Annotated in this window: 24 protein-coding genes; 17 read left to right on the top strand and 7 right to left on the bottom strand. The window is 55.6% G+C overall.

From position 1 onward, the window contains the following. The first annotated feature begins 66 nt into the window (after positions 1-66). The 3 genes from B3729_RS07780 (at position 67) to B3729_RS07770 (ending at position 3,166) form a co-directional block, all read left to right on the top strand. Positions 67-1,374 carry a serine/threonine protein kinase gene (locus tag B3729_RS07780; protein ID WP_074824467.1) on the top strand — a complete coding sequence of 436 codons (1,308 nt, stop codon included), beginning with the start codon at positions 67-69 and terminating at the stop codon, positions 1,372-1,374. Further along, positions 1,367-2,155 (top strand): MlaA family lipoprotein, encoded by a 789-nt coding sequence (locus tag B3729_RS07775; protein ID WP_010795123.1) that lies wholly within the window; start codon positions 1,367-1,369, stop codon positions 2,153-2,155. The genes B3729_RS07780 and B3729_RS07775 overlap by 8 nt, the downstream gene beginning before the upstream one ends. Positions 2,156-2,314: 159 nt before the next feature. Continuing rightward, positions 2,315-3,166, top strand: a complete 852-nt coding sequence (locus B3729_RS07770; protein WP_286787542.1) for a pirin family protein — start codon at positions 2,315-2,317, stop codon at positions 3,164-3,166. Here B3729_RS07770 and B3729_RS07765 read toward each other — a convergent pair. Next, positions 3,160-4,389, bottom strand: coding sequence for a patatin-like phospholipase family protein (locus B3729_RS07765; RefSeq protein ID WP_286787541.1), 1,230 nt, complete (start codon positions 4,387-4,389; stop codon positions 3,160-3,162). The genes B3729_RS07770 and B3729_RS07765 overlap by 7 nt on opposite strands. Before the next feature lie 16 nt (positions 4,390-4,405). Beyond that, a complete protein-coding gene (locus B3729_RS07760) occupies positions 4,406-5,338 on the bottom strand; it encodes a lipid A biosynthesis lauroyl acyltransferase (protein ID WP_286787540.1) in 933 nt (310 codons plus the stop codon). Positions 5,339-5,461: 123 nt separating this feature from the next. Between B3729_RS07760 and minC the strand changes: the two genes are divergently transcribed. From minC to lpcA, 6 genes are all read left to right on the top strand, one after another. Then, positions 5,462-6,223 carry a septum site-determining protein MinC gene (gene minC / locus B3729_RS07755; RefSeq protein WP_074824478.1) on the top strand — a complete coding sequence of 254 codons (762 nt, stop codon included), beginning with the start codon at positions 5,462-5,464 and terminating at the stop codon, positions 6,221-6,223. A 167-nt stretch (positions 6,224-6,390) separates the two neighbouring features. Next, complete coding sequence (minD, locus tag B3729_RS07750) at positions 6,391-7,206, top strand: septum site-determining protein MinD (RefSeq protein WP_010795128.1); 816 nt, start codon at positions 6,391-6,393, stop codon at positions 7,204-7,206. Next, entirely contained in the window at positions 7,203-7,463 is a 261-nt protein-coding gene (gene minE / locus B3729_RS07745) for a cell division topological specificity factor MinE (RefSeq protein ID WP_010795129.1), read from the top strand. The genes minD and minE overlap by 4 nt, the downstream gene beginning before the upstream one ends. 60 nt (positions 7,464-7,523) lie before the next feature. Continuing rightward, complete coding sequence (locus B3729_RS07740; protein ID WP_019367149.1) at positions 7,524-8,159, top strand: RluA family pseudouridine synthase; 636 nt, start codon at positions 7,524-7,526, stop codon at positions 8,157-8,159. A 627-nt stretch (positions 8,160-8,786) separates the two neighbouring features. Beyond that, on the top strand, positions 8,787-10,073 hold the full coding sequence (locus B3729_RS07735) for a M18 family aminopeptidase (protein WP_286787539.1): 1,287 nt from the start codon (positions 8,787-8,789) through the stop codon (positions 10,071-10,073). An 18-nt stretch (positions 10,074-10,091) separates the two neighbouring features. Beyond that, complete coding sequence (gene lpcA / locus B3729_RS07730) at positions 10,092-10,679, top strand: D-sedoheptulose 7-phosphate isomerase (protein ID WP_010795132.1); 588 nt, start codon at positions 10,092-10,094, stop codon at positions 10,677-10,679. Between the two features lie 44 nt (positions 10,680-10,723). On the opposite strand, the gene B3729_RS07725 is transcribed toward lpcA, so the two are convergent. Next, complete coding sequence (locus tag B3729_RS07725; protein WP_037029642.1) at positions 10,724-11,452, bottom strand: UTRA domain-containing protein; 729 nt, start codon at positions 11,450-11,452, stop codon at positions 10,724-10,726. 239 nt (positions 11,453-11,691) lie between these two features. On the opposite strand from B3729_RS07725, the gene B3729_RS07720 reads away from it, so the two are divergent. From B3729_RS07720 to B3729_RS07695, 6 genes are read left to right on the top strand one after another with little or no spacing between them, the layout of a single operon-like run. Continuing rightward, positions 11,692-12,750 carry an ABC transporter substrate-binding protein gene (locus B3729_RS07720; RefSeq protein ID WP_286787538.1) on the top strand — a complete coding sequence of 353 codons (1,059 nt, stop codon included), beginning with the start codon at positions 11,692-11,694 and terminating at the stop codon, positions 12,748-12,750. A gap of 4 nt (positions 12,751-12,754) precedes the next feature. Continuing rightward, on the top strand, positions 12,755-13,552 hold the full coding sequence (locus tag B3729_RS07715; protein WP_286787537.1) for an alkaline phosphatase family protein: 798 nt from the start codon (positions 12,755-12,757) through the stop codon (positions 13,550-13,552). Beyond that, the gene (locus B3729_RS07710; RefSeq protein WP_286787536.1) at positions 13,549-14,379 is read left to right on the top strand and encodes an ABC transporter permease; all 831 of its coding nucleotides are present in this window, start codon (positions 13,549-13,551) and stop codon (positions 14,377-14,379) included. The genes B3729_RS07715 and B3729_RS07710 overlap by 4 nt, the downstream gene beginning before the upstream one ends. Beyond that, on the top strand, positions 14,366-15,160 hold the full coding sequence (locus B3729_RS07705) for an ABC transporter permease (protein WP_010795137.1): 795 nt from the start codon (positions 14,366-14,368) through the stop codon (positions 15,158-15,160). The genes B3729_RS07710 and B3729_RS07705 overlap by 14 nt, the downstream gene beginning before the upstream one ends. Continuing rightward, positions 15,157-16,146, top strand: a complete 990-nt coding sequence (locus B3729_RS07700) for an ABC transporter ATP-binding protein (protein ID WP_125888224.1) — start codon at positions 15,157-15,159, stop codon at positions 16,144-16,146. Before B3729_RS07705 ends, B3729_RS07700 begins: the two co-directional genes overlap by 4 nt. Continuing rightward, complete coding sequence (locus B3729_RS07695; protein ID WP_286787535.1) at positions 16,143-16,793, top strand: HAD family hydrolase; 651 nt, start codon at positions 16,143-16,145, stop codon at positions 16,791-16,793. The genes B3729_RS07700 and B3729_RS07695 overlap by 4 nt, the downstream gene beginning before the upstream one ends. A 41-nt stretch (positions 16,794-16,834) precedes the next feature. Here the strand turns inward: B3729_RS07695 and B3729_RS07690 are convergent, their stop codons facing one another. Further along, on the bottom strand, positions 16,835-17,797 hold the full coding sequence (locus B3729_RS07690; RefSeq protein ID WP_177411897.1) for an NAD(P)H-quinone oxidoreductase: 963 nt from the start codon (positions 17,795-17,797) through the stop codon (positions 16,835-16,837). Positions 17,798-17,914: 117 nt separating this feature from the next. Here B3729_RS07690 and B3729_RS07685 point away from each other — a divergent pair, with 117 nt between their 5' ends. Next, positions 17,915-20,005 carry a carboxy terminal-processing peptidase gene (locus B3729_RS07685; protein WP_037029645.1) on the top strand — a complete coding sequence of 697 codons (2,091 nt, stop codon included), beginning with the start codon at positions 17,915-17,917 and terminating at the stop codon, positions 20,003-20,005. 85 nt (positions 20,006-20,090) lie between these two features. Next, positions 20,091-21,842: a bifunctional diguanylate cyclase/phosphodiesterase gene (locus tag B3729_RS07680; RefSeq protein ID WP_286787534.1), complete on the top strand. Its 1,752-nt coding sequence runs from the start codon at positions 20,091-20,093 to the stop codon at positions 21,840-21,842. A 1-nt stretch (position 21,843) separates the two neighbouring features. Here B3729_RS07680 and B3729_RS07675 read toward each other — a convergent pair whose 3' ends face one another. The 3 genes from B3729_RS07675 to B3729_RS07665 form a co-directional block, all read right to left on the bottom strand. Then, complete coding sequence (locus B3729_RS07675; protein ID WP_286787533.1) at positions 21,844-22,209, bottom strand: hypothetical protein; 366 nt, start codon at positions 22,207-22,209, stop codon at positions 21,844-21,846. Positions 22,210-22,294: 85 nt separating this feature from the next. After that, positions 22,295-22,756, bottom strand: coding sequence for a YkvA family protein (locus B3729_RS07670; protein WP_010795144.1), 462 nt, complete (start codon positions 22,754-22,756; stop codon positions 22,295-22,297). A 146-nt stretch (positions 22,757-22,902) separates the two neighbouring features. Continuing rightward, on the bottom strand, positions 22,903-23,682 hold the full coding sequence (locus B3729_RS07665; RefSeq protein WP_010795145.1) for an FKBP-type peptidyl-prolyl cis-trans isomerase: 780 nt from the start codon (positions 23,680-23,682) through the stop codon (positions 22,903-22,905). Positions 23,683-23,980: the final 298 nt, after the last annotated feature.

Here is a 23,980-nt window from a genome sequence, read left to right as displayed (position 1 = left end):
CACCTTATTATCAGGCTGTGGTCATAGGCTTATTCCAATAAGCAACCCTGCGAAAGGATTCTCCTTATGCTTAGCCCGTTGCGCATCACAGCTCTCCTGGGTGCGCTCTTGCTTGGTCTTTCCGGCCGTGGTGTCGCAGCTGATATTGACGCTGCCACCTATGGCTACCCATTGACCAACCCCTTCGAAGCCACTATCACCTCCACGCCGCTGGAATTACAGCCACTGCTGCCTACTGATCTGGAAATTGACCAGAAAGACTACAGCATCAACTTGCGGCCTGAACGGGAGTACGAACTTCCGGATAACTTCTGGCCGGTCAAGAAGCTGCACTATCGTCTGGCGATGCAGGATCATCCGGCGCCGCTGATCTTCATCATTGCCGGAACCGGCGCCAACTACTCATCCAGCACACCGGAGTACCTCAAGCGCCTGTATTACAGCGCGGGTTACCATGTCGTTCAGCTTTCCTCACCCACCAGCTACGACTTCATGGCAGCGGCCTCCCGGCAGGCTACGCCCGGCTACACCCCTGGCGATGCAGAAGACCTCTATCGCGTCATGCAGGCCGTTCGCGCGCAGCACCCCAAACTGCCTGTAACCAAGTACTTTCTTACCGGTTACAGCCTGGGCGCACTGGATGCAGCGTTCGTTAGCAAGCTCGACGAGAGCCAGCGCAGCTTCAACTTCTCTCGTGTCTTGCTGCTCAATCCGCCGGTCAATCTGTTGACCTCGGTACGCAACCTCGATCGACTGGTTCAGACCCAAGTCAATGGGATAACCAACAACCGGACGTTTTACGAGCTAGTCCTGGCAAAGCTGACCCGTTACTTCCAGCAGAAAGGCCATGTTGATCTCAATGAAGCCCTGCTTTTCGATTTTCAGCAGTCGCCCCAACGCTTGAGCAATGAAGAAATGGCGATGCTGATTGGTACATCGTTCCGCTTTTCAGCGGCAGACATTGCCTTTACATCCGATTTGATCAACCGTCGTGGCTTGATCACACCGCCCGACTACCCGATCGATCAGGGGACCAGCCTGTCGCGCTTCTTTGCTCGCGCCCTGCAATGCGATTTTGACTGCTACATGTATGACCAGCTCTTACCCTTCTGGGAACGGACGACCAAGGGCACCAGCCTGGCTGAACTGGCCAGGCAATCCAGCCTGACGGCATTGGAAGGCTATCTCAAGGAGAGCGACAAGATCGGCGTGATGCACAACGCAGATGACTTGATTCTTGGTCCTGGTGATATCGGCTTCCTACGTCGTACGTTCGGTAATCGCCTGACCCTTTACCCGCTGGGCGGGCATTGCGGCAATCTCAATTATCGCGTCAACGCCGACGCCATGCTGGAGTTCTTCGCCCGTGGCTAAATTCCTCTGCCTGCTTCCCTTACTGGCTAGCGCTTACGCTTTCGCCGATACGGATTCGTCAACTTTATCACCTTCACCCGTAGGCGCAGACGGGTTTACCAACCCCTTGTCCACGCTGAAATTCAACCCTGGCCTGGATCAGCGCGAGTTCGAGCGGGCGTCGCTCAATGCGCTGGATGTCTATGACCCACTGGAGTCCTGGAACCGCCGTGTCTACCACTTCAACTACCGCCTGGATGAATGGGTACTATTACCTGTCGTCAATGGCTATCGTCGGGTCACGCCGGGCTTCGTGCGAAGTGGCGTTAGCAATTTCTTCAGCAACCTGGGTGACATCAGCAATCTGCTGAACAGCACGCTGCAACTCAAGGGTAAAAGGGCTCTGAATACCACGGGGCGTCTGCTGCTAAATACTACTATCGGCGTCTTTGGCCTGTGGGACCCCGCTACGCGCATGGGACTAGCCAAGCAATCCGAAGACTTTGGCCAGACGCTGGGTTTTTATGGTGTTCCCAGCGGCCCTTATCTGGTATTGCCGTTACTGGGTCCGTCCAATCTGCGTGATGCCAGCGGTTTTGCGGTAGATACCCTGGCCGAGAATCAGATCAACTATCTGAATGTAAATGAGGAAAGCGGCCGTCACCCGGAGATTCTACTGTTACGCGGTATCAACCTACGTTACATCACCAACTTCCGGTATGGGCAGCTCAACTCGCCGTTTGAGTACGAAAAGGTCCGTTACGTCTATACCGAAGCACGTAAGCTTCAAATAAAGGAATAAGAAAGAAGCCGGCCTCATGCCGGCTTCTTTCCAACCAAAAGCATCATATTATTAGATATGAAATACATATAATATGGATAAATAGATTAAAATAAATGAAGTATTATGACCTCATCTAGAGATCAGACACCTTGTCTGGCCGCTTGGAGAGCACGAATCATGTACCGCAACGTTCTTGAATTGCATACAGGCCAGCCCGCTTCTGATGGCGCGGGCGTACGCATGACGCGAGTATTTGCCGGCCAGGGCGTTGAGCGCTTCGATCCTTTTCTCATGCTGGACCAGTTTGATACAGCCAATGCAGATGACTATATCGGTGGTTTTCCAGCCCACCCTCACCGCGGCTTCGAGACCGTCACCTACATGCTCGAAGGTCGTATGCGCCACGAGGATCACCTGGGCAACCAAGGTCTTCTGAAGCCTGGTGGCCTGCAGTGGATGACGGCTGCTCGCGGTATCATTCACAGCGAAATGCCCGAGCAACAGGAAGGCCTGATGCGAGGCTTCCAGTTGTGGCTGAACCTGCCCGGCAAAACCAAAATGGGACCCGCCAGCTACCGTGACTATGAGCCTGCAGAAGTACCTCGCCTGACTACCTCACAGGGCGTTGAAGTTGTCGTGCTTGCTGGCCATTTTGATGACGGGGAACACCAGCAGCTGGGCGCCGTGCAGCGGCCGGATACGGACCCTTATTATTTCGACCTCATCATGCCGGCACAAAGCGCTATCAGTCCGCGCCTTCCCGAAGGGCATCGCGCCCTACTCTATGTGTATGAAGGACAGATTGAAGTCGAAGGCGATACCGTGGCGCCTGTAACGACCAATCGGCTGGTTCGCCTGAGCGATGAAGGGCAGCTGCGGATTCGATCCGCCCAAGGTGCTCGCGTGTTGTTGATTGCAGGCGCGCCGCTGAATGAGCCCATTGTTCAATATGGCCCCTTCGTGATGAATACACGTGAGCAGATTGAACAAGCCCTGCATGACTATCAGCGCGGCGAGTTCGGTCAGTGAGCAGCGGCCAATTCCAGCCCTAGGAACTGAATGAGTTGATCACGCTGGGCCAAGGCATCCCGCCGCCCAAGTGCGATCAACTCAGAACAGTAACCTGCCTCGAACAGCAGGTAGCTCAATACGGCAGACCCGCTTTTCTTTGTTGCACCAGGCCCACGAAGAAACAAACGCAGGGACGCTGGCAGCTCATGTCGAAAGCGGCCCGCAATCTCAGCCAAGGGCTCGCTCGGTGCGATCACCAGTGTTTCAACCGGCTTTACACCAAGACGCTTCTGCTGCTCCGAGGGCGGAATCATTTGGCTCATCAAGTTGATACGCTCAAGCACCTCGGTGTCGCTTTCCAGACTATCGATAAACGTACTGTTCAGCAGATGCCCGCCAATCTGCGCCAGTGTAGGCGCCTTACCGGTTGCGGCAGAGGCGTCCTCCGAACGGGAGGCATCGGCGTGAGGGTTGTTGCTGACGCCCACGATCAATACCCGGTTAGCCCCCAGGTGCAATGCCGGACTGATAGGTGCCGCCTGACGCACCGAGCCATCGCCCAGGTATTCACGCCCCAGTTTGACTGCCGGGAAGATAAGCGGAATGGCCGAACTGGCCATTAGATGCTCGACATTCAGACGAGTCGGAAACCCAACCCGGCGATGACGCAGCCAGGGATCAATCGCACCGTGCCCCTGGTAAAAGGTCATCGAGTGGCCGGAGTCATACCCAAATGCAGTAATGGCTATGGCCCGCAGATGCCGGGCCTTAACTGCGGCTGTAATACCTGAAAAGTCCAGCTCCCGAGTTAGCAGTGCGCGTAACGGTGCATTATCCAGCAATGCCGCTGGCGTCTTGCCACGTATACCAAAGACATTCTGTCCAATGAAGTGACTGGCCTGCCGAATCACGCCGGGCCAGTCACTGCGGTAGACCTGATCAATATGAAAATTCTGCCAGACCTGGGTCAGGCGCTGACAGGCCAGTTGGAACTGCAGCGCACCACAGGCTAATACCGTTGCATTGATGGCACCCGCCGATGTTCCCACGATGACAGGAAAAGGATTGCGCGCACCCGCAGGCAGCAGCTCAGCAATGGCAGAAAGCACCCCTACCTGATACGCCGCCCGAGCGCCACCGCCAGACAGGATCAGCCCTGTAACAGGAACAGCCGAAGTAACGTCCAACACCCTTTCCTTGAGTCCGAGGTTAAACACATCGCCTTGAGCATAGCGTGTCATGGGTGCGCGACGGAACTTAGTCGCTTTTGGCGTACAGTTTGGGTTCGCCAGCTGGCCGCGTCTTGAAGCGACGGTGTGCCCATAAGTACTGCTCGGGCAGCTTACTGACTTCTTTTTCCACCCACTGGTTGATTCTTAGGCAGTCAGTCTCCTCTGTCTCACCCGGGAAGTCCTCCAGCGGCGGATGGATAACCAGGCGGTACCCTGACCCATCGGCCAGCCGCTCTTGAGTAAAGGGCATGACAAGTGCCCGGCCCAGGCGTGCAAATTTGGTGGTAGCAGTAACCGTAGCGGCCTGAATTCCGAATAACGGCACGAAGATACTTTGCTTGGCGCCATAGTCCTGATCAGGTGCGTACCAGATGGCGCGGCCGCCTCTGAGCACCTTCAACATGGCTCGTACATCTTCGCGCTCGATGGCAGTGGCATCCAGATTATGTCGCTCACGCCCCTTGCGCTGCACGTAATCGAACACTGCGTTTTTGTGTTCGCGGTACATTCCGTCGATGGTATGCCGCTGCCCAAGCAGCGCAGCGCCGATTTCGAGCGTCGTAAAATGCAACGCCATCAGGATGACCCCCTTGCCCTCTTGTTGGGCTCGCTGGAGGTGCTCGATTCCCTCGATATGAGCGAGCCGACTCAGGCGTGATCTGGGCCACCACCAGCTCATGGCCATCTCGATCAAGGCGATACCGTTCGATGCGAAATTTTCCCTGAGCACACGCTTACGTTCGGCCTCGCTCAATTGAGGAAAGCACAACTCGAGATTGCGCATCGCAATATGGCGTCGACTGGCAGAAACGTGCAGTATGACCCAGCCTATTGCGCGACCCAGGCGAAGCAGTACGCAATAGGGTAGCTGGACGATCAGCCAGAGTACGCCCAATCCCAGCCAGAGCAGCCAATAACGGGGATGAAGAAAAGCAGGTCGAAAACGAGGGCGTTCCATCAAACATCCTGGTAAACATTAAACGGTACATTCTACATTCCTGACCGTTAGCAAGCAGCCATGCTTGCGACATGCTTGTCATCTCGTTATAAGTCCTCGGCATCTGACGCACGCGGTCCCAACATGAGCCAGGTTGATCTTCTCGATAACGATTCCGTATTCCAGCTAAAGGGCAACATGCTTGCCGTTACCGTGCTGGAACTCTCCCGCAACGATCTTTCACGCCTCGACCGCCAATTGGCACAGAAGGTGGCACAGGCGCCCAATTTCTTTCACGACACCCCGCTCATTCTATCGCTCGACAAGCTCGAGGAAGACGATGAGGTGCTTGACCTGGGTGCCCTGCTCGATCTCTGTCGCCGCCATGGCCTGCGAACCCTGGCGCTTCGAGCCAGGCGGCCTCTGGACATCCGGGCCGCCAACGATTTCGATCTGCCGGTGCTTCCTCCGGCAAGCGGTGCAGGGCGCGAGCGTGCCCTTGAGCTGCGCGAGCGGGAACCGGCAAAAGCGGCAGACCCTGCACCTGAACCGGAGAAGCCTGCCGAACCTGCCGTGAACCCTACCAAAGTCATTACGGCACCCGTACGCGGCGGCATGCAGCTTTATGCACCCGGTGGTGACCTGGTGGTGTTATCCTCGGTCAGTCCGGGAGCTGAATTGCTCGCAGACGGCAATATTCATGTGTATGGGCCAATGCGAGGTCGTGCCCTTGCAGGTGTGAAGGGCGACACAAAAGCAAGAATTTTTTGCCAGCAACTCACCGCCGAACTGGTCTCGATTGCTGGACAATACAAAGTAGCGGAAGACTTGCGCAGACATCCCCAGTGGGGAAATCCTGTTCAGATCAGTCTGTCTGGAGATGTGTTGAACATCACACGTCTTTAACGGATACTGCCGCGAATTTTTTACGAAGCGGTAATGTCATCGATACCGCTTTCAGACCCGAATGGCGTCTGGAGTCCAGCCGAGTATTGTGTAGTGTTCCGGCGGCCATTTTTTGGTACTCCAGCCGTTCATTCCGTGAGCTTATTTCGAATTTAGGGTGAATCAGCTTGGCCAAAGTACTCGTAGTCACCTCCGGTAAAGGCGGTGTCGGCAAAACAACCACAAGCGCGGCCATCGGCACTGGTCTGGCCCTGCGCGGGCATAAGACCGTTATCGTCGACTTCGACGTGGGTTTACGTAACCTTGATCTGATCATGGGGTGCGAGCGTCGTGTTGTGTATGACTTTGTAAACGTCATCAACAACGAAGCCACGCTCACCCAGGCGCTTATCAAAGACAAGCGTCTCGAGAATCTGTATGTGCTGGCAGCCAGCCAGACGCGTGACAAGGATGCCCTTACGCTGGAAGGTGTCGGCAAGGTAATCGAAGAACTTAAGGGTAACTTCGAATATATTGTCTGCGACTCCCCTGCCGGGATCGAGAAAGGCGCCCATCTGGCCATGTACTACGCCGATGAAGCCATTGTCGTGACCAACCCAGAAGTCTCTTCCGTACGTGACTCGGATCGTATGCTTGGCCTGCTCGCCAGCAAATCCAAGCGCGCCGAGAACGGCGAGGATGCGATCAAGGAGCACCTGCTTCTGACCCGCTACAACCCAGAGCGCGTCAACAAGGGTGAAATGTTGGGCGTAGAGGATGTGGAAGAGATTCTGGCTATCCGTCTACTCGGCGTCATTCCTGAGTCGCAGGCTGTCCTGAAGGCATCGAACCAGGGTATTCCGGTCATTCTCGACGAACAGAGCGACGCCGGCCAGGCCTACAGCGACGCGGTAGAGCGGCTGCTGGGCAAGGAAATGCCTCATCGCTTCCTCGACGTGAAGAAGAAAGGCTTCCTACAACGACTATTTGGGGGGAGTGAATGAGCCTCTTTGCTTTCTTTCGCGATCGGAGGAAGCAAAACAGCGCTTCCATCGCCAAAGAGCGGCTGCAGATCATCGTCGCTCACGAACGCGGACGTCACTCCCAGCCTGACTACCTGCCTCAGCTGCAGAAAGATCTGCTGGAAGTCATCCGCAAATATGTACCGATCGAGCAGGACCAGATCCAGGTGGAATTGGAAAACCAGGGTAGCTGCTCGATTCTGGAACTGAACATCACTCTGCCAGACCGGGATCGTTGATCCCTGGCTGGTCATTCATCGGCGGCTCATACCGCCGATGGGCTCTTTTCTGAACGTGACATGCCTCTCTCAAATATCCGTTTCATCCACCAGGACGATGCGTTACTGGTAGTAGACAAGCCGACCCTGCTGCTCTCGGTTCCCGGTCGAGCCGAAGATAACAGGGATTGCCTGGTAACCCGCCTCCAGGAGAATGGCTACCCCGAGGCACGTATTGTGCACCGCCTGGATTGGGAAACCTCCGGGATCATGGTGCTTGCGCGCGACGCAGACAGCCACCGTGAACTCTCTCGCCAGTTCCATGACCGCGAGACTGAAAAAGCCTATACCGCGCTTTGCTGGGGTGAGCCTGAGGCCGACAGCGGCCGCATCGAATTACCACTGCGGTATGATCCACCGACCAAGCCACGGCATGTCGTCGATCACGAGTTGGGGCGCCACGCGCTGACTTTCTGGCGCGTCCTGGAACGTTGCGGTCATTACAGCCGGGTCGAGTTGACGCCTATTACGGGACGCTCCCACCAGCTCCGTGTGCACATGCTGTCCATTGGTCATCCGCTATTAGGTGATCGGCTTTATGCTCATGAAGACGCCTTGAATGCGCATTCCCGGTTGTGCCTGCATGCCAGCCTTCTGGCACTGACACATCCCAAAACAGGTGAGCGCATGCGCTTTGAAAGCGCAGCACCATTTTAAAAAGGCCCAAATGGACCGGCTATTACGACGCCATAGGTGACGAGCCGGCCCGCCCTACACTACTGCGTGCGCTGGATCATTGGAACGGTCCCACTGGAGTAGCGCTTGATTTTGGCTGTGTTACAGCTCGTGACACGCTCGAACTCCTGGCGCGCGGCTGGGATGTCATTGCCGTTGATGCACAGGCAGAGGCGCTGAGCGCCTGAGCATTCGTTTCCCGGAATTACACTGCTGCAACCGCGCTTCGAGACACTGGAGCTGCCCAAATGTCAGTTGATCAATGCGAGTTTCTCGCTTTCCTTTCGCGAGCCCTCGTCCTTCAACACCTTATGGCACTCAATTTCCACGGCGTTACGGCCAAACGGGCTATTCGCCGGTCAATTGTTCGGACCGCGAGACAGTTAGGCTGCCCCAGGCATCACAGTGCTGGACAGAGCCTCCGCTCTGGCGCTCTTCTCGGGGTGGACGCTGATTCATTTTGACGAAACTGAGGGGGCCGGGAATACGGCAAAAAGAGCCAACAAGCATTGGCACCTTTTCGACCTTGTGGCGCGTTAATCGACTAACTGAGTTAGCCCCCTAACAGCATAAATGGATAGACTAGGAGCATATCGTAAGGAGTACCGCATGCGCGACACACTCAATCAAGGTTTGATCGACTTTCTCGCTTCGTCCCCTACCCCTTTTCATGCTACCGCCACGATGAGTCGCCGCCTTGAGCAGGCCGGCTTCCAGCGGCTGGATGAGCGGGATACCTGGCATATTCGTCCGAGTGGACGTTACTACGTTACACGTAATGACTCCTCCTTGATCGCATTTCGCCTGGGTGATGATCCGCTACGCAACGGCCTGCGGATGGTCGGCGCTCATACTGATAGCCCCTGCCTACGCGTAAAGCCCAACCCAGAGCTCTACAAGCAAGGTTTTTGGCAACTGGGTGTGGAAGTTTACGGCGGTATGCTGATGGCGCCCTGGTTCGATCGGGATCTGTCCCTGGCAGGTCGTGTCACCTTTCGCCAGACCGGCACTCAGCATAGCCGCCTGATCGACTTCAAACGTCCGATCGCTATCATTCCGAATCTGGCTATTCATTTGAACCGTGAGGCCAATCAAGGCTGGCCCATCAATGCCCAGAACGAGCTTCCCCCCATTGTGGCGCAGGTACCGGCCAGCGAGCGACGCGATTTCCGTGCGCTGCTGACCGAGCAACTGGAGCGGGAGCATGGCATCCTGGCCGAGTCGGTACTGGACTTCGAACTATCGTTCTATGACGTGCAGAAAGCCGCTGTGGTGGGTCTGGATGAAGACTTCATTGCCGGCGCCCGCCTGGATAACCTGCTGTCCTGTTATGCCGGTCTGGAAGCGCTGCTGTCAGCAGATGGCAACGAAAGCTGCGTGCTGGTGTGCACAGACCACGAAGAGGTGGGCTCGAGTTCCCATTGTGGCGCAGACGGCCCGTTCCTTGAGCAAGTCATGCGCCGTGCTCTACCGGAAGGTGAGGACTTTACCCGGATCATCGCCCGCTCACTTTTGATCTCGGCCGATAACGCCCATGGCGTACACCCGAACTATGCCGAGAAGCATGATGGCAATCATGGCCCTAAACTCAATGCCGGGCCGGTCATCAAGATCAATAACAATCAGCGCTACGCGACCAACAGCGAAACCGGTGGATTTTTCCGTCATCTCTGCCTGGAAAATGAAATACCGGTTCAAAGCTTTGTGACCCGCAGCGATATGGGTTGTGGCTCGACTATCGGCCCGATTACTGCCAGCCAACTGGGCGTTCGCACAGTCGATATCGGCCTGCCGACGTTTGCCATGCATTCGATCCGCGAACTCGCTGGCAGCCATGACCTGAATTATCTGGTGAAAGTCCTTAAAGCCTTCTATTCCAGCCATGTACTGCCATAAGGCAGAGGGAACCGCACGATGATCACGCATATCCGCAACAGTCTGCTTGAAGCCAAGACAGCACTGGATAACTTTTTGGCTGACGAACAGGCGCTACGGAATATCGAGCGTGCGGCAGAACTGCTGGTTGAAAGCTTCGAGCACAAGGGCAAGGCCTTCTCCTGTGGTAACGGCGGCTCCATGTGTGACGCCATGCATTTCGCTGAAGAGCTGACCGGCCGTTACCGCAAAAACCGCCCGGGCATTGCTGCCGTCTCCATAAGCGACGCCAGCCACATCAGCTGTGTGGCAAATGACTTTGGCTACGACTACATCTTTTCTCGCTATATCGAGTCCCACGGGCGTGAAGGAGATGTCTTGCTGGCCATCAGCACCAGCGGCAAGAGTCCCAATGTGCTCAAGGCCGCTGAGGCTGCAAAAGCGTTAGGCATCAAGGTCATTGCACTAACCGGCAAACCAGGCTCCCTGCTCGAAACCATGGCTGATGTCTGCATCTGTGCGCCTGGCGGCCACTATGCCGATCGTATCCAAGAGCTGCATATCAAGGTCATCCATATCCTTATGGAGCTGATCGAGCGTAAGTTGAACCCGGAAAACTACGCCTGACTTAACCATTCGGAGGCGGTGCCAACCATGGCGCCGCACTCACCTTACTCTGGCACGTCTACGCTGACATGAATGGCGTCGTGCCGCCAGTATTCCAGATCGCAATCGATCAGACGCCCCTGCTGATCGCGGTTGATACGTGTGATATGCAGCGCCGGGCTTCCCATGCTGACCTTAAGTGCCTGCGCAGCGTCCGCATGCAACGCTGTAGGCCGCATTTCGAAACGAACACGCCCATACCGGATACCGTATTCACTGGCATAGAGATCGGTTAGCGAATGGGTCAGGTCAAATTGCAGGATATTGGGAAAATAGATCGGGTTGAGATAGTGCTCCACATAGAGCACCAGACGGCCGTCGATACGCCTGGCTCGCCGTATCTGATAGACGCCTGTACGCTCGGGAAGCTCGAGAAGCCCACACACCGTTGCATTAGCAGACACCAACCGAGCCGAGAGGACTTCGGTAGCCGGAACACGGCCCTGCCCTGCCACCATGGCATGAAAATGCGAGCGTACTAGCGGGTTGTAGGCCACTCTGGGGGGCGAAACAAACCAGCCACGTCGCTCTTCCCGATAAATCAGCCCCTGCGACTCCAACTGCCCAAGCGCTTCACGCAATGTAATCCGGGTCGTTGAAAACGACTCGCTCAAACGTCGTTCTGCAGGCAGCTTGGTGGAGGGCGCAAGCGCACCACACATAATCTGCTCCTCCAATGAGCGGCAGATGGCTGTGACGGTTTTTGGTGCGTCATCGTGCGGGCTTGCTCTCATTTGGACTAGTCCAGCCGGTAAAGCTCAGGGATGCATGAGCCAGAAAGAAATAGTGGCAGCTTAGATTATCTAGATGACCGCCCCGTTAAGCTGCGAGTTAGCTCATGATTCGTCGTTAGGGCAACCCTCTGCATAGATGCCATCAAGGTGGAAATCAAATCGTCATCCTTCGGCGGTAGATTGGCTTGCGTCTTGCTGATCTAGACCAGCCAATCGACCACGCCTCGAAGGAGCGCTCAATGAAACGCTTGCTTGCTTCACTGTTGGGTAGCGCACTTGCGCTGAATGGCACCCTGGCCCTGGCCGCCACGGATATGAACACACTCGAGCAGGCTGCCCGCCAGGAAGGCCAGGTTGATAGCGTAGGCATGCCTGACACCTGGGCCAACTGGAAGGACACTTGGGCCGATCTGCAGAAAAAGTACGGCCTCAAGCACATGGATACAGACATGAGCTCAGCCCAGGAAATAGCCAAATTCGCAGCCGAGGGTGAAAACGCCACCGCCGATATGGGTGATGTGGGCGCCTCGTTTGGCCCCATTGCCGTTGAGAAAGGCGTGACCCAACCATACAAGCCCACCACCTGGGGGCAGATTCCCGATTGGGCCAAGGACAAGGACGGTCACTGGATGCTGGCGTATACCGGCACCATCGCGTTTATCGTCAACAAGCAGCTGGTAGCTGATGTACCCCATAGCTGGGCTGACCTGCTGCAGGGCAAATACAAGGTTGCCATTGGTGATGTAAGCGCTGCCTCACAGGCAGTGAGTGGGGTCCTGGCGGCTACCTACGCTAACGGCGGTGACGAAAAGAACATCAAGCCCGGCCTGGAATACTTTGGCAAGCTGGCGCAGCAGGGCCGTTTGTCCATGACCAACCCGGTCGTCTCGACCTTGGAGAAAGGCGAAGTCGAAGTGGGTATCGTTTGGGACTTCAACGGATTGAACTATCGCGATCAGATCGATACTTCACGCTTTGAAGTGCTCATCCCTTCAGACGGCTCGATTACGTCCGGCTACACCACGATTCTGAACAAGTATGCCAAGCATCCGAATGCAGCCAAGCTGGCACGTGAATACATTCTTTCCGATGCTGGCCAGATCAACTTGGCTCGCGGTTATGCCCGCCCCATCCGTGCTGACCATATCCAGCTACCCGAGGATGTAAAAGCTAAACTGTTACCAAGCGAGCAATATGCCAGTGCCAAGCCCATCGCGGATGCCAAGGCCTGGGAAGAAACAGCCAAGCGTCTGCCACGTCTCTGGCAGGAAAACGTGATCATGCAGATGAAGCAGTGATCCAATGAAGACGATCCTGGTTGTGCTGGACGGTCTGGCCTATGGAGTCGCCCGTGACTGCATGGGCTACCTCCAAGGTATCTGTCAGGCAGGGCGCGGACGGCTCTATACCATGCAGTGTGAATTGCCGTCACTTTCCCGCCCGCTCTACGAGTGCATTCTCACAGGGGTACGCCCCGTCGACAGCGGCATTACGCACAATCAGGTCGTTCGGCTTTCGAACCAGCGCAGCGTGTTTCATTATGCGCGCGAGGCCTACCTCACGACGGCGGCTGCGGCCTATCACTGGATCAGCGAACTTTATAACCGTTCGCCCTTTGATGCCGCACGGGACCGTCATATCTGTGCCCCGGACCTGCCTATCCAGTACGGCCATTTCTATTACGCCGATCACTATCCAGACTCTCACCTCTTCGACGACGCAGAAAGCTTGAGACGACGTCATTCCCCTGATTTTCTGCTGGCTCACTCGATGAATATCGATGATGCTGGCCACAAATACGGACTTTCCAGCAGCCAATATCGAAACGCCGCACGTGTGGCAGATATATGCCTGTCCGGCCATTTACCGGTATGGCTGGAGGCGGGCTATCAGGTGATGGTGACAGCCGATCATGGCATGAATGATGACCGCAGCCATGGGGGGCTGCTGCCTGAAGAGCGTGAAGTCCCGTTATTCGTGTTCGGGACAGGCTTCAGCCTGCAAGAGGCAAGCCCTGTACAAACTGACCTATGCGGTACACTTTGTGAGCTTTTAGGTGTCGCCCATGACAAGCCGGTTTGTCGGGAACTCCTGGCATGAAAGGCAAATGGCTCGCCACATTGTGCCTTCTGCCCTTTCTAGTTTTCTTTTGTGCATTTCAGATAGCCCCATTGATCTGGATCGCTATCAACAGCCTCAAGCATCTGGATGGCTGGGGCCTGGGTAACTTCACCGAAATCCTTGAATCACCCTTCTATCGCCAGGCTATACGCTTTTCACTGGAGATTTCGGTCTGGTCCAGCCTGTTAGGCCTGCTAATCGCCATTCTGGGCAGTTACTCGCTACGCCAGGTCGACTCGAAGCTAAGAGATTTCGTGACAGCCTTTGCCAACATGACGAGCAATTTTGCCGGTATTCCCCTGGCGTTCGCCTTCATCATCCTGCTTGGCTTCAACGGGTGCCTGACCCTGCTGCTCAAGCAGACCGGGCTGATCGAGGACTTTAACCTGTACTCCAAAAGCGGATTGATCCTGATCTATACCTACTTCCAGATCCCGCTAGGCGTTCTGTTGCTCTACCCTGCCTTTGATGCCCTGCGCGAAGACTGGCGTGAAGCTGCCTCACTGCTTGGCGCCAATACCTGGCATTTCTGGCGTCATATCGGGCTACCGGTGCTGACTCCGGCACTGCTAGGTACATTCATCATTCTACTGGCCAATGCGCTGGGGGCCTACGCAACCGTATATGCCCTGACGACGGGCAATTTCAATGTGGTCCCGGTCCGTATAGCGGCATTGGTCTCTGGCGACATCTTTCTCGATCCGAACCTCGCAAGCGCCCTTGCCATGCTGCTGGTGATGCTCATGGCCGTGATTACCCTCGTTCACCAATGGCTGCTACGCCGGGGCTACCATGTCAAACGCTAACCGGTCGGTTTCACTCTACCATCGCCTGGTCGTCTGGCTGCTCTTTCTGATTCTTCTACTGCCGCTCGCTGCCACCCTGCTGTATTCATTGGCAACACAATGGTCCGCCACGCTTCTTCCCAGCGGGCTGACCTTGAAGTGGTACGTAGCGCTCTGGAGCGACTCACGCTTTCTCATCGCCTTCGGGCATTCATTGATCGTCTGCGTGGGCGCGCTGTTACTGGCCGTCTTCCTCGTACTTCCTCTCATGTTCGTCATCGCCTACCACTTCCCCAGGCTCGATGCACTCATGAACGTGTTCATCCTGCTGCCGTTCGCCGTGCCGCCTGTGGTGTCTTCCGTAGGATTGCTGCAACTCTATGCTGGCGGCCCCTTGCCGTTGATAGGCACACCATGGATTCTGATCGGCTGTTATTTCACCATCGCCCTGCCGTTTATGTACCGAGCCATCAGCAATAATCTGCAGGCACTGAATATTCATGACCTGATGGATGCGGCTCACCTGCTGGGCGCCAGCACCTTCCGGGCGGCCCTCCTGGTGGTACTGCCCAACCTGCGCAAGGGTCTTATGGTGGCGCTGTTTCTGTCATTTTCGTTTCTGATTGGCGAATTCGTTTTTGCCAACATTCTTGTTGGAGCGCGTTACGAAACCTTGCAGGTCTATCTGTACAACATGCGCAATGGCAGCGGCCATTTCACGAGCGCACTAGTCATCTCGTACTTTCTGGTCGTCCTGACCGTAACGTGGGCCGCCAGTGGTTTGAGCCGGGATAAATCATGAGCTTTCTAAGCGTTGAACATCTGCATAAGAGCTACGGCTCGAACATGATCTTTCAGGACATCGATTTCTCTGCAGAACAAGGTGAGCTGGTTACGCTTTTAGGACCTTCCGGCTGCGGCAAATCCACCTTGCTGCGCTGCCTGGCAGGCTTAACCTCGGTAAACGGTGGACGCATCCTGCTCGACGGTCAGGATATTGCGACCCTGCCGCCGCAAAAGCGCGGCATTGCCATGGTGTTTCAGAGCTATGCGCTGTTTCCCAACATGACGGTCGCGCAAAATGTAGCGTTCGGCCTGAAGATGCAAAAAGTGGATCGCCAAACTTTACACCTGCGCACCGCCGAAGTGATCGAACTGGTAGAACTCGAGGGGTTCGAAGACCGCTACCCTCATCAGCTGTCGGGAGGGCAATGTCAGCGTGTCGCCCTGGCGCGATCACTGGTCACTCGTCCACGTCTGCTGCTGCTCGACGAGCCGCTATCGGCACTGGATGCGCGCATCCGCAAGCATTTACGAGAACAGATACGGAGCCTTCAGCAAGCGCTCAATCTGACTACCCTGTTTGTCACGCATGATCAGGAAGAAGCCTTGACAATGTCCGACCGCATCGTGTTGATGCAAGCGGGCCGCATCGTACAAAGTGGCGATGCGGAAACCCTCTATACTGCGCCAGCCACGCTGTTTGCAGCAGGCTTCATGGGTAACTACAACATTCTGGATCCTGCTCAGGCTTCTACCCTGTTAGGGCGAAACTTCACTCAACAGGTGGCGATCCGCCCCGAATCGATCAGGATCAACGCATCGGAAGGCCCCAGTGCCGAGATTGTCGGACATACGCTGCTAGGCAATGTTATTCGCTATCGCGTGCAGACATTGGGGATCGAACTACTGGTAGATGTCCTCAATCAGGATGCCTCTGCCTTGCACCCGTGCGGCTCACGCGTCACATTGGGGATCGATTCATCAGCCGCAAGAGAAGTCGCATGACCCTCGCTATTTTCGACCTTGACGAAACCCTGATCGACGGTGACTGCTCCAGCTTGTGGTGCCAGCGAATGGCCCAACTCGGCTGGGTTGACGATTCCTTCATCCAGCGTGATGCCGCCCTGATGAAGGCATATGCCGAAGGCGCCCTGGCCATGGAAGAATACATGGCATTCGCCCTGGAGCCGCTCATAGGTCGAGCACCTGAGGAGCTGGAGCCGGAGATTGACGCCTATGTCGAAGACGTGATCGAGCCTCTAATCTTCAGCGATGCCTGCCGCTGCATTGCGGAACATCGCGCCAGAGGCGACCGGATCGTATTGATTTCGGCGTCCGGTGCTCATCTGGTCGAACCGATTGCCGGTAGACTGGGGATCAGCGAAATACTGGCCATCGACCTGGAACTGGCCCATGGGGTCTACACTGGCCGTACTCAAGGTGTCCTGACCTATCGAGAAGGCAAGCTGACGCGCCTTCTCGAGCTGATAGATCATCAGGAGGTCGAGCTTGCAGATGCCAGTTTCTACTCTGACTCACGTAACGATCTACCCTTGCTAGAACGCGTTGGGCATCCGCACGCCGTGAATCCCGATCCCTATCTGCGCGAGCAGGCCAGCCGGCGGGGTTGGCCAATCCTTGAGTGGAAATAGCCAAACAAAGGCTGGCCATGCCGGCATGGCCAGCCTCGACATCAGATTAGGCTGTCATCGAGGATCATCACGACCTTACCGTTCACCTTGTTGCTCGACAGTGCCGCAAACGCCGCCTCGGCATCCTTGGCAGCAAATTTCCGCTCCAGGTTCGGCTTGAGCTTGCCTTCTGTAAACAACGGCCAGACCCGTGCAGCCAGCTCTGCCATCAATCGGGCTTTGAACGCCGTATCGCGGTTACGCAGCGTAGAACCGATCAGGCTAATGCGCTTGCTCAACACCTTTGCCAGATCGAACTGCGCCTCTCGACCACTCATCAGGCCAATCAGTACCCACCGCCCGTCACGGCGCAGCACATCCAGATTAAGTTCGGCGTAGCTTGCGCCTACCGGATCAAGGATCACGTCGAATGGCCCGAAGTCACGCAGTCCTTCCAGCCCCTGGTGCCGATCAACGCCCCCTTCGGCACCCAGCGAAATGCAATAGTCCAGCCGCTCGGCCGAACCTACGCTGACCCAGCAAGGATTATCAAAAGCCTTACAGAGTTGAATGGCGGCAGAACCTACGCCGCTGGCCCCTGCATGCAAGAGTACTTTCTCGCCAGGTCGCAAGGCTGCCAATTCGAAAAGATTGCACCAGGCTGTTGCCCAGACCTCAGGTAGCGCTGCTGCCTCAGCCATCGACAGCCCTTCGGGAACCGGAATCGCATGCTGAGCATTCACCACGACTTCGCTGGCCATACCACCACCGGCCAGCAGAGCACAGACACGATCCCCGACGTTCCAATTGGCTCCCTCACCAACTTCGACCACAACACCGGAACACTCCAGACCGAGGGTTTGCGGCGCTCCAGGCGGTGGCGGATAGTTACCGGCCAATTGAAGAAGATCGGCGCGATTAAGCCCGGCCGCGGCGACCTGGATGCGAATTTCACCTGCGGAAAGAGCAGGACTTGTCAGCTGTTGCCACTCAAGCTGACCTTCAATACCTTGCAATGCGTTCACGGTGCCTCCATAGTGAGCTAGCTTTTGACCTTTAACAGCGTACTTGACTGTTGCGGGGAACCGGAACGGTCAAGTACGGCCTATAGCGTTATTACCCGTACTCTAGTCGAATCAAGCATGAAGCAGCTCCTCCCCCGTACCGCCCTCCTGTTCATCCTCGGTGTCAGCGCTCTTCCGCTGGCAGCCAAAACAGCGAGCCCAAACGTCTGGGACGGTCTCAAACCAGACCGCGATCAAGTCGTGGCAAGTCTCAATGTGGTAGAGCTGCTCAAGCGCCATCACTACAGCAAGCCGCCGCTTAACGATGAACGCTCGATAAAGATCTATGACAGCTATCTCAAGATGCTTGATCCCAATCGACTGTATTTCAACGCAGCCGATATCGCCGAGTTTGACGCATGGCGGACTCGCTTCGACGATCTGCTCAAGCAGGGCGACCTGAATCCAGGCTTCACGATCTACAAGCGTTACCTGGACCGTGTGAAGGAACGCCTCGACTACACACTGGGCCTGCTGGACAAAGGCATTCCCCAGCTGAATTTTGCGGCAGACGAAACGTTTGACGTCAACCGCGAAAAGGCGCCCTGGCCGACCAATACGGCCGCACTGGATGATCTGTGGCACAAGAAGCTCAAAGATGAAGTGCTGCGTCTGAAACTGGGTGGCAAGGACGATGCTGCCATCAAGGAGCAGCTGCAGAAGCGCTATCGCAATCAGTTGGCGCGCCTGAAACAGACTCGCAGCGAAGACATCTTCCAGGCTTACATCAACGCCTTCGCCCAAACATACGATCCGCACACGCAGTACCTCTCGCCTGAAAGCGCAGAGAACTTCGATATCAACATGAGCCTTTCCCTTGAAGGCATCGGTGCGGTACTGCAGAGCGATAACGATTACGTACAGATCGTTCGTCTGGTACCGGCCGGTCCCGCCGACAAGAGCAAGCAGCTCGCACCCGCTGACAAGATCGTGGGTGTAGCGCAAGGCAAAGACGGCGAAATGGTCGACGTCGTCGGCTGGCGTCTGGACGAGGTCGTCAAGAAGATCCGCGGCGCCAAGGGCTCCGTTGTTCGCCTGGAAGTCATCCCCTCGAGCAATCCGCCGAATGACCAGACCACAAAGGTCGTCTCGATTACACGTGAAGCGGTAAAGCTTGAAGAACAGGCAGCCCAGAAACACATCATTGACGTGCCTCACAACGGCAAGACCTACAAGCTGGGTGTAGTCGATGTGCCTGCTTTCTACTTGGACTTCAAGGCTTATCGCGCCGGCGACCCGAATTACAAGAGCACTACCCGTGACGTGCGCAAGCTGATCGGTGAGCTGAAAAACGAGAAAGTCGACGGTATTGTCATCGACCTACGCAACAATGGTGGAGGCTCCCTACAGGAAGCAACCGAACTGACTGGGCTCTTCATCGATCAAGGCCCAACGGTGTTGGTGCGTAACAGCGACGGCAAGGTAGACGTGTTGGCTGACGATGAAGGCGATGCTTTCTACACAGGTCCCATGACCGTGCTGGTCAACCGCCTCTCGGCCTCGGCTTCGGAAATCTTTGCGGGTGCCATGCAGGATTATCACCGTGCCTTGATCGTGGGCGGACAGACCTTCGGCAAAGGCACTGTTCAAACCATACAGCCTTTAAATCACGGTGAACTGAAGCTGACCCTGGCCAAGTTCTATCGCGTCTCAGGACAAAGTACCCAGCATCAGGGCGTTATCCCGGATATCAGCTATCCGGATATCGTAGATAACAAGGAGATCGGCGAAAGTGCGCTACCCAACTCCATGCCATGGGATACGATCCGTCCGGTTCTTGAGGTAGAGAACAATCCGTTCAAGCCGTATCTGCCTGAGCTGATCAACCGTCACGATACCCGCACCAAGACCAACCCGGACTTTGTCTTTGCTCGTGAACGCCTTCAGTTTGCACAGGATGTCATGAAGGATACGACGGTCAGCCTGAACGAGCAGAAGCGTCGCGCCGAGCAGGACGCCCTCGACAAGCGCCAGCTGGCAATCGAGAACGAGCGTCGGGTAGCTAAAGGTGAGGAGCCCCTCAAGGAATTGAAAAAAGTTGATGACGACGCTATTGCTGCCGCCAACAACGACGAAAAGACCAAACCTCAAGACGATGCCTACCTGATGGAGAGTGGTCAGATCCTGCTCGACTATCTGGACTTGAGTCACGGCGGTCCGTCTCACTGATTGCCGTCATCAAATAGTCATCGAACTGTCGTGAAATGAACAAGGCCAGCTTATCGCTGGCTTTGTTTATTCAGGACCAAGATAGATGACCGTCAACGAACAGTTGAGCGCGCTTGAGCAGATACTGGCTCGAAGTGATATACACAGCCTTTTCCAACCTATCGTTTCCTTGAGCGAACGCCGCATCATTGGCTATGAAGCACTTAGCCGTGGGCCTTCCAACAGTCCTTTGCACTCCCCGCTTCCCCTGTTCGCCATTGCTCGTACGGCACAGCGTCTGTCCGAGCTGGAAATGGCGTGTCGCACCCAGGCATGCACCGGTTTCCGTGATCTAGGCCTTGAAGGTAAGCTCTTCCTTAACATTTCCCCCGAATCACTTCTTGAGAACAGTCACGAGCAGGGCCGCACCCTGAAACTGCTACAGCGTCTGGGTATCCCTGCTAACCGAATCGTCATCGAGCTGACCGAACAGGCCCCAACCGACGATCTGGGCCTGCTTGATACCGCCTTGCACTACTATCGCGCAATGGGCTTTTCGATTGCTCTGGATGACCTGGGGGCCGGCTATTCCAGCCTGCGCCTGTGGTCCGAGCTGCGCCCGGACTACGTGAAGATCGATCGTCATTTCATCGATGGTATCCATCGTGATGGCGTCAAACGGGAGTTTGTAGGCTCCATCCTTCAAATGGCCAAGGCGTCCAACGCCGTGGTGGTTGCTGAAGGCATTGAGCTGCATGAGGAACTGGTCGTGCTGGCCGAAATGGGCATTGATCTAGTTCAGGGCTACCTTCTGAGTCGTCCTGAAGCAAATCCCCCGCGGGAAGCACGCGAGATCATGCCTCGCCTGGAGACACGCCCCAAAAGCCTTACAGAGGGCGGTACAGGCCTGACATCCATGTTACTTGAGCGGCCTGCCATCCAGGAGCAGACGCTGATACCTGCCGTCATGCAGCTTTTCCACGACAAACCCAGCTTTAACTCCCTGGCCGTGCTTGATGAACACGGTGCGCCTGTCGGCATCGTCCACCATTATGCCCTTGCAGAAGCCCTGCGTAAGCCCTTTGCGCCGGAGCTGTTTGGTCGCAAGCCCATTACGCGACTTATGCATCTGGATTTTCTATGCGTGGAGAAGAGCCAATCTCCTCTTCACGTCAGCCGACTACTCACCCAGCGCGCCAAGCAACGGGTAGAAGAAGACTTCGTTATTGTTGATCAAGGCCAATATGTCGGCATGGGTCGTGTGGTTGATCTTCTCCAACTAATTACTGAACAGAAGATTCAGGAAGCACGGCATGCCAATCCTCTGACAGGCCTGCCCGGCAGCGTACCGATTCATCATTGTCTAAGCCAGTTACTGGAGCACAACCAAAACGCCACCCTGTGTCACCTTGATATCGACAGCTTTACGCCCTTCAATGAGATTTATGGATATGCCAAGGGAGACGAAGTACTGCTGTGCCTGGCACAGGCCTTGGCAGAAAGCATGGATCGCACCCAGGACTTCATCGGTCACTACGGCGATGACAACTTTATAATCGTCCTACGCTCCATGGACTGGCGAGCACGGCTGACTCGACTCATGGAGACTTTCCAGAGTCGCTGCCGTCGCTTTTACGCACCGGAGCACCTGGATGCAGGCTGCCTGATAGCAGAAGATCATGAAGGCTACCGACGCGAGTATCCGCTGCTCTCTCTATCTCTTGGGGTTGTAAGGGTTACGGCAGAAAGTCGAACGTCACGCGATGCCCGCCAACTGCTTAAACTGGCGGAAAGCGCCAAGGCCCAGGCCAAAACCATTCCCGGCTATAGCTTGCACCTGATGGCCGAAACGGCCTGAGTTACCTATCTGAGGAAAAGTTGTACTCGAATACGCGCGTGACTTCAGATGCATGCCAGGCAGCCGCCTCTATACCATCCACCTCGCCGTTGAAGCGCCCGACTCGCTGGGCGCATTCAAAGAAACCAAGACGCGGCAGCCGGCTCGCACCCTGGCTGACCACCAATGCGCTGCGCAACGGCACACCCTGACGGGCATCCAGCGCTATCAGGTGTTCAAGGGCAGCAGTCAGTGTCGCCATGGCGGGCGTCGGTAACTGTAGACGCTCAATCAGCGAGCGATAGGTTACCAAGTGCCGCTGGCAACGGGCTTCTTCCAACTCGGCCAGCAACGCCTGCCAATGGGTACGACTGATCTGTAACGCCACAATACAAACCTGAATTCAACGAAAGGTTACTATAACAGCACAGCTTATCCTGTTCCGATGTGCAAGCACCTCTCGCCACCCAGGCTCAAGCCCGCTCAACCACTATAACGCCCTCAGCGGGTTTCTCATTGGGAAGCGGCGGAGCCGATAGCGACTTTTGCACCGCTACGGGCTGGGCATCTCTCCAGGCGCGAAAGGCATCAAGCTCGCTCTGCCAGGTTTTGCTTACCCACGCCAGCACTGCCAGATCATCAATGAAGCCAAAGGTAAGCATCCAGTCAGGGATCAGATCAACAGGCGAAAGGAAATAAGCAAGTGCTGCGACTACCGACAAGAGTGCCTGCCGACTAATACCCCGATATTCTCCACGCCACCAGGCCAGTAGCAGGGAATGGAAGAGCCCCAGGGTATCCTTGGCGGCACCCAACCGAAAATCTCGCTTGGCCAGCTTACGCCCGACGGCCAATAACAGTGCCGGTAAGCGCCCCCGAACAAGAAAACGTTGGGCAAGCCTCAGATAACGATCAAATCCAACGGGTGGCTTCATGAGATCTCCCCGCCTCGCAAAGGCAGTCTGATAGAGCGTTTGGCGAATAGGTAAATAATTACCTAGATTAGAGCATCGTCCTCACAAACAGGTTTCCTAAAACAAAAAAGCCCCGTATGAACGGGGCTTTTTAATAGAACGGCATGTTACTTCTTGGAAGTATCCTGCTCTTGTGCAGCGTCCGACTCGTCGGATGGCTCTTGCGTCAGGCCATTGTCGCCCTGAGCGCTTGGATCCTTGATACCTAGCAGCTCCAGGTCAAAGACAAGCACGGAGTTGGCAGGAATGGCAGGGCTTGGGCTCTGCGCGCCGTAGGCCAGTTCGCTGGGAATGTACAGCTTGTACTTTTCACCTACATGCATGAGCTGAAGCGCTTCAACCCAACCCGGAATCACGCCACTCACCGGCAAATCAATCGGGCTGCCACGCTTGATGGAACTGTCGAATACAGTACCGTCAACAAGACGGCCTTCGTAGTGAACTGTCACTACATCATTCGGCTTGGGCTGCGGACCATCTGCCTTCTTGACCACTTCATACTGCAAACCGGAAGCCGTTGTGACAACACCCTCGCGCTTGCCATTTTTTTCCAGGAAATCCTTGCCTGCTTTGGCATTGTCTTCGCTGAGCTTGGTCATGCGCTCTTCTGCACGCTTCTGCAGATCGGCAAACGCATCTCTTAGCTGATCATCGGTAAGCTTCTGCTCTTTCTTGCCCACAGCATCTTCAATACCCAAAGCCACTGCTTTTGAATCCAGGTCATCGATGCCTTCCTGAGCAAGGCTTTTACCCATGTTCAAGCCGATGCCGTAGGACGCTTTCTGAGCTGGAGTTTCAAGATTAACCTTGGATTGTGATTGTGAGTCGCAGCCGCTGAGAACCAGGCCAACGAGGGCCACTGCTGCTGCCAACCGGTGCTGTTTCATGCTGTTTCCTTGTCCGTGCGCGAAGCGCGTTCGATAAAACCGCGAGCTTATCAGGGCCTAACTGCCACTGGCTACGGCATGATAAGAATAGTTAGTAGCTTATAAGTTCAGCGCTGAATAGTGACTGAATACAAAGCAGTCTGTGTCCGTGACGTATCAAACAACCCTGAACATACGGACTAGACATCTTTAAAAGAAACTAACTGTACAAAGAACTTCCAGCAAAGAATGCTTAATAGAAGCGGAAAACAGCCGCTAGAAAGGGAATAAACCTGTAGACACGAAAAAAGCGGCGCAA

The organism is Pseudomonas sp. UBA3149, assembly GCF_002364655.1.
In the GTDB taxonomy this organism is placed as follows: Bacteria; Pseudomonadota; Gammaproteobacteria; order Pseudomonadales; family Pseudomonadaceae; genus Chryseomonas; species Chryseomonas luteola.
This window is presented reverse-complemented; position numbering and strand designations above follow the sequence as displayed.

Coding starts and splice junctions, on each gene's coding strand:
- B3729_RS07780 (WP_074824467.1), top strand. CDS start 67: ATGCTTAGCCCGTTGCGCATCACAGCTCTCCTGGGTGCGCTCTTGCTT.
- B3729_RS07770 (WP_286787542.1), top strand. CDS start 2,315: ATGTACCGCAACGTTCTTGAATTGCATACAGGCCAGCCCGCTTCTGAT.
- B3729_RS07765 (WP_286787541.1), bottom strand. CDS start 4,389: ATGACACGCTATGCTCAAGGCGATGTGTTTAACCTCGGACTCAAGGAA.
- B3729_RS07760 (WP_286787540.1), bottom strand. CDS start 5,338: ATGGAACGCCCTCGTTTTCGACCTGCTTTTCTTCATCCCCGTTATTGG.
- minC (WP_074824478.1), top strand. CDS start 5,462: ATGAGCCAGGTTGATCTTCTCGATAACGATTCCGTATTCCAGCTAAAG.
- minE (WP_010795129.1), top strand. CDS start 7,203: ATGAGCCTCTTTGCTTTCTTTCGCGATCGGAGGAAGCAAAACAGCGCT.
- B3729_RS07740 (WP_019367149.1), top strand. CDS start 7,524: ATGCCTCTCTCAAATATCCGTTTCATCCACCAGGACGATGCGTTACTG.
- B3729_RS07735 (WP_286787539.1), top strand. CDS start 8,787: ATGCGCGACACACTCAATCAAGGTTTGATCGACTTTCTCGCTTCGTCC.
- lpcA (WP_010795132.1), top strand. CDS start 10,092: ATGATCACGCATATCCGCAACAGTCTGCTTGAAGCCAAGACAGCACTG.
- B3729_RS07725 (WP_037029642.1), bottom strand. CDS start 11,452: ATGAGAGCAAGCCCGCACGATGACGCACCAAAAACCGTCACAGCCATC.
- B3729_RS07720 (WP_286787538.1), top strand. CDS start 11,692: ATGAAACGCTTGCTTGCTTCACTGTTGGGTAGCGCACTTGCGCTGAAT.
- B3729_RS07715 (WP_286787537.1), top strand. CDS start 12,755: ATGAAGACGATCCTGGTTGTGCTGGACGGTCTGGCCTATGGAGTCGCC.
- B3729_RS07710 (WP_286787536.1), top strand. CDS start 13,549: ATGAAAGGCAAATGGCTCGCCACATTGTGCCTTCTGCCCTTTCTAGTT.
- B3729_RS07705 (WP_010795137.1), top strand. CDS start 14,366: ATGTCAAACGCTAACCGGTCGGTTTCACTCTACCATCGCCTGGTCGTC.
- B3729_RS07700 (WP_125888224.1), top strand. CDS start 15,157: ATGAGCTTTCTAAGCGTTGAACATCTGCATAAGAGCTACGGCTCGAAC.
- B3729_RS07695 (WP_286787535.1), top strand. CDS start 16,143: ATGACCCTCGCTATTTTCGACCTTGACGAAACCCTGATCGACGGTGAC.
- B3729_RS07685 (WP_037029645.1), top strand. CDS start 17,915: ATGAAGCAGCTCCTCCCCCGTACCGCCCTCCTGTTCATCCTCGGTGTC.
- B3729_RS07680 (WP_286787534.1), top strand. CDS start 20,091: ATGACCGTCAACGAACAGTTGAGCGCGCTTGAGCAGATACTGGCTCGA.
- B3729_RS07670 (WP_010795144.1), bottom strand. CDS start 22,756: ATGAAGCCACCCGTTGGATTTGATCGTTATCTGAGGCTTGCCCAACGT.
- B3729_RS07665 (WP_010795145.1), bottom strand. CDS start 23,682: ATGAAACAGCACCGGTTGGCAGCAGCAGTGGCCCTCGTTGGCCTGGTT.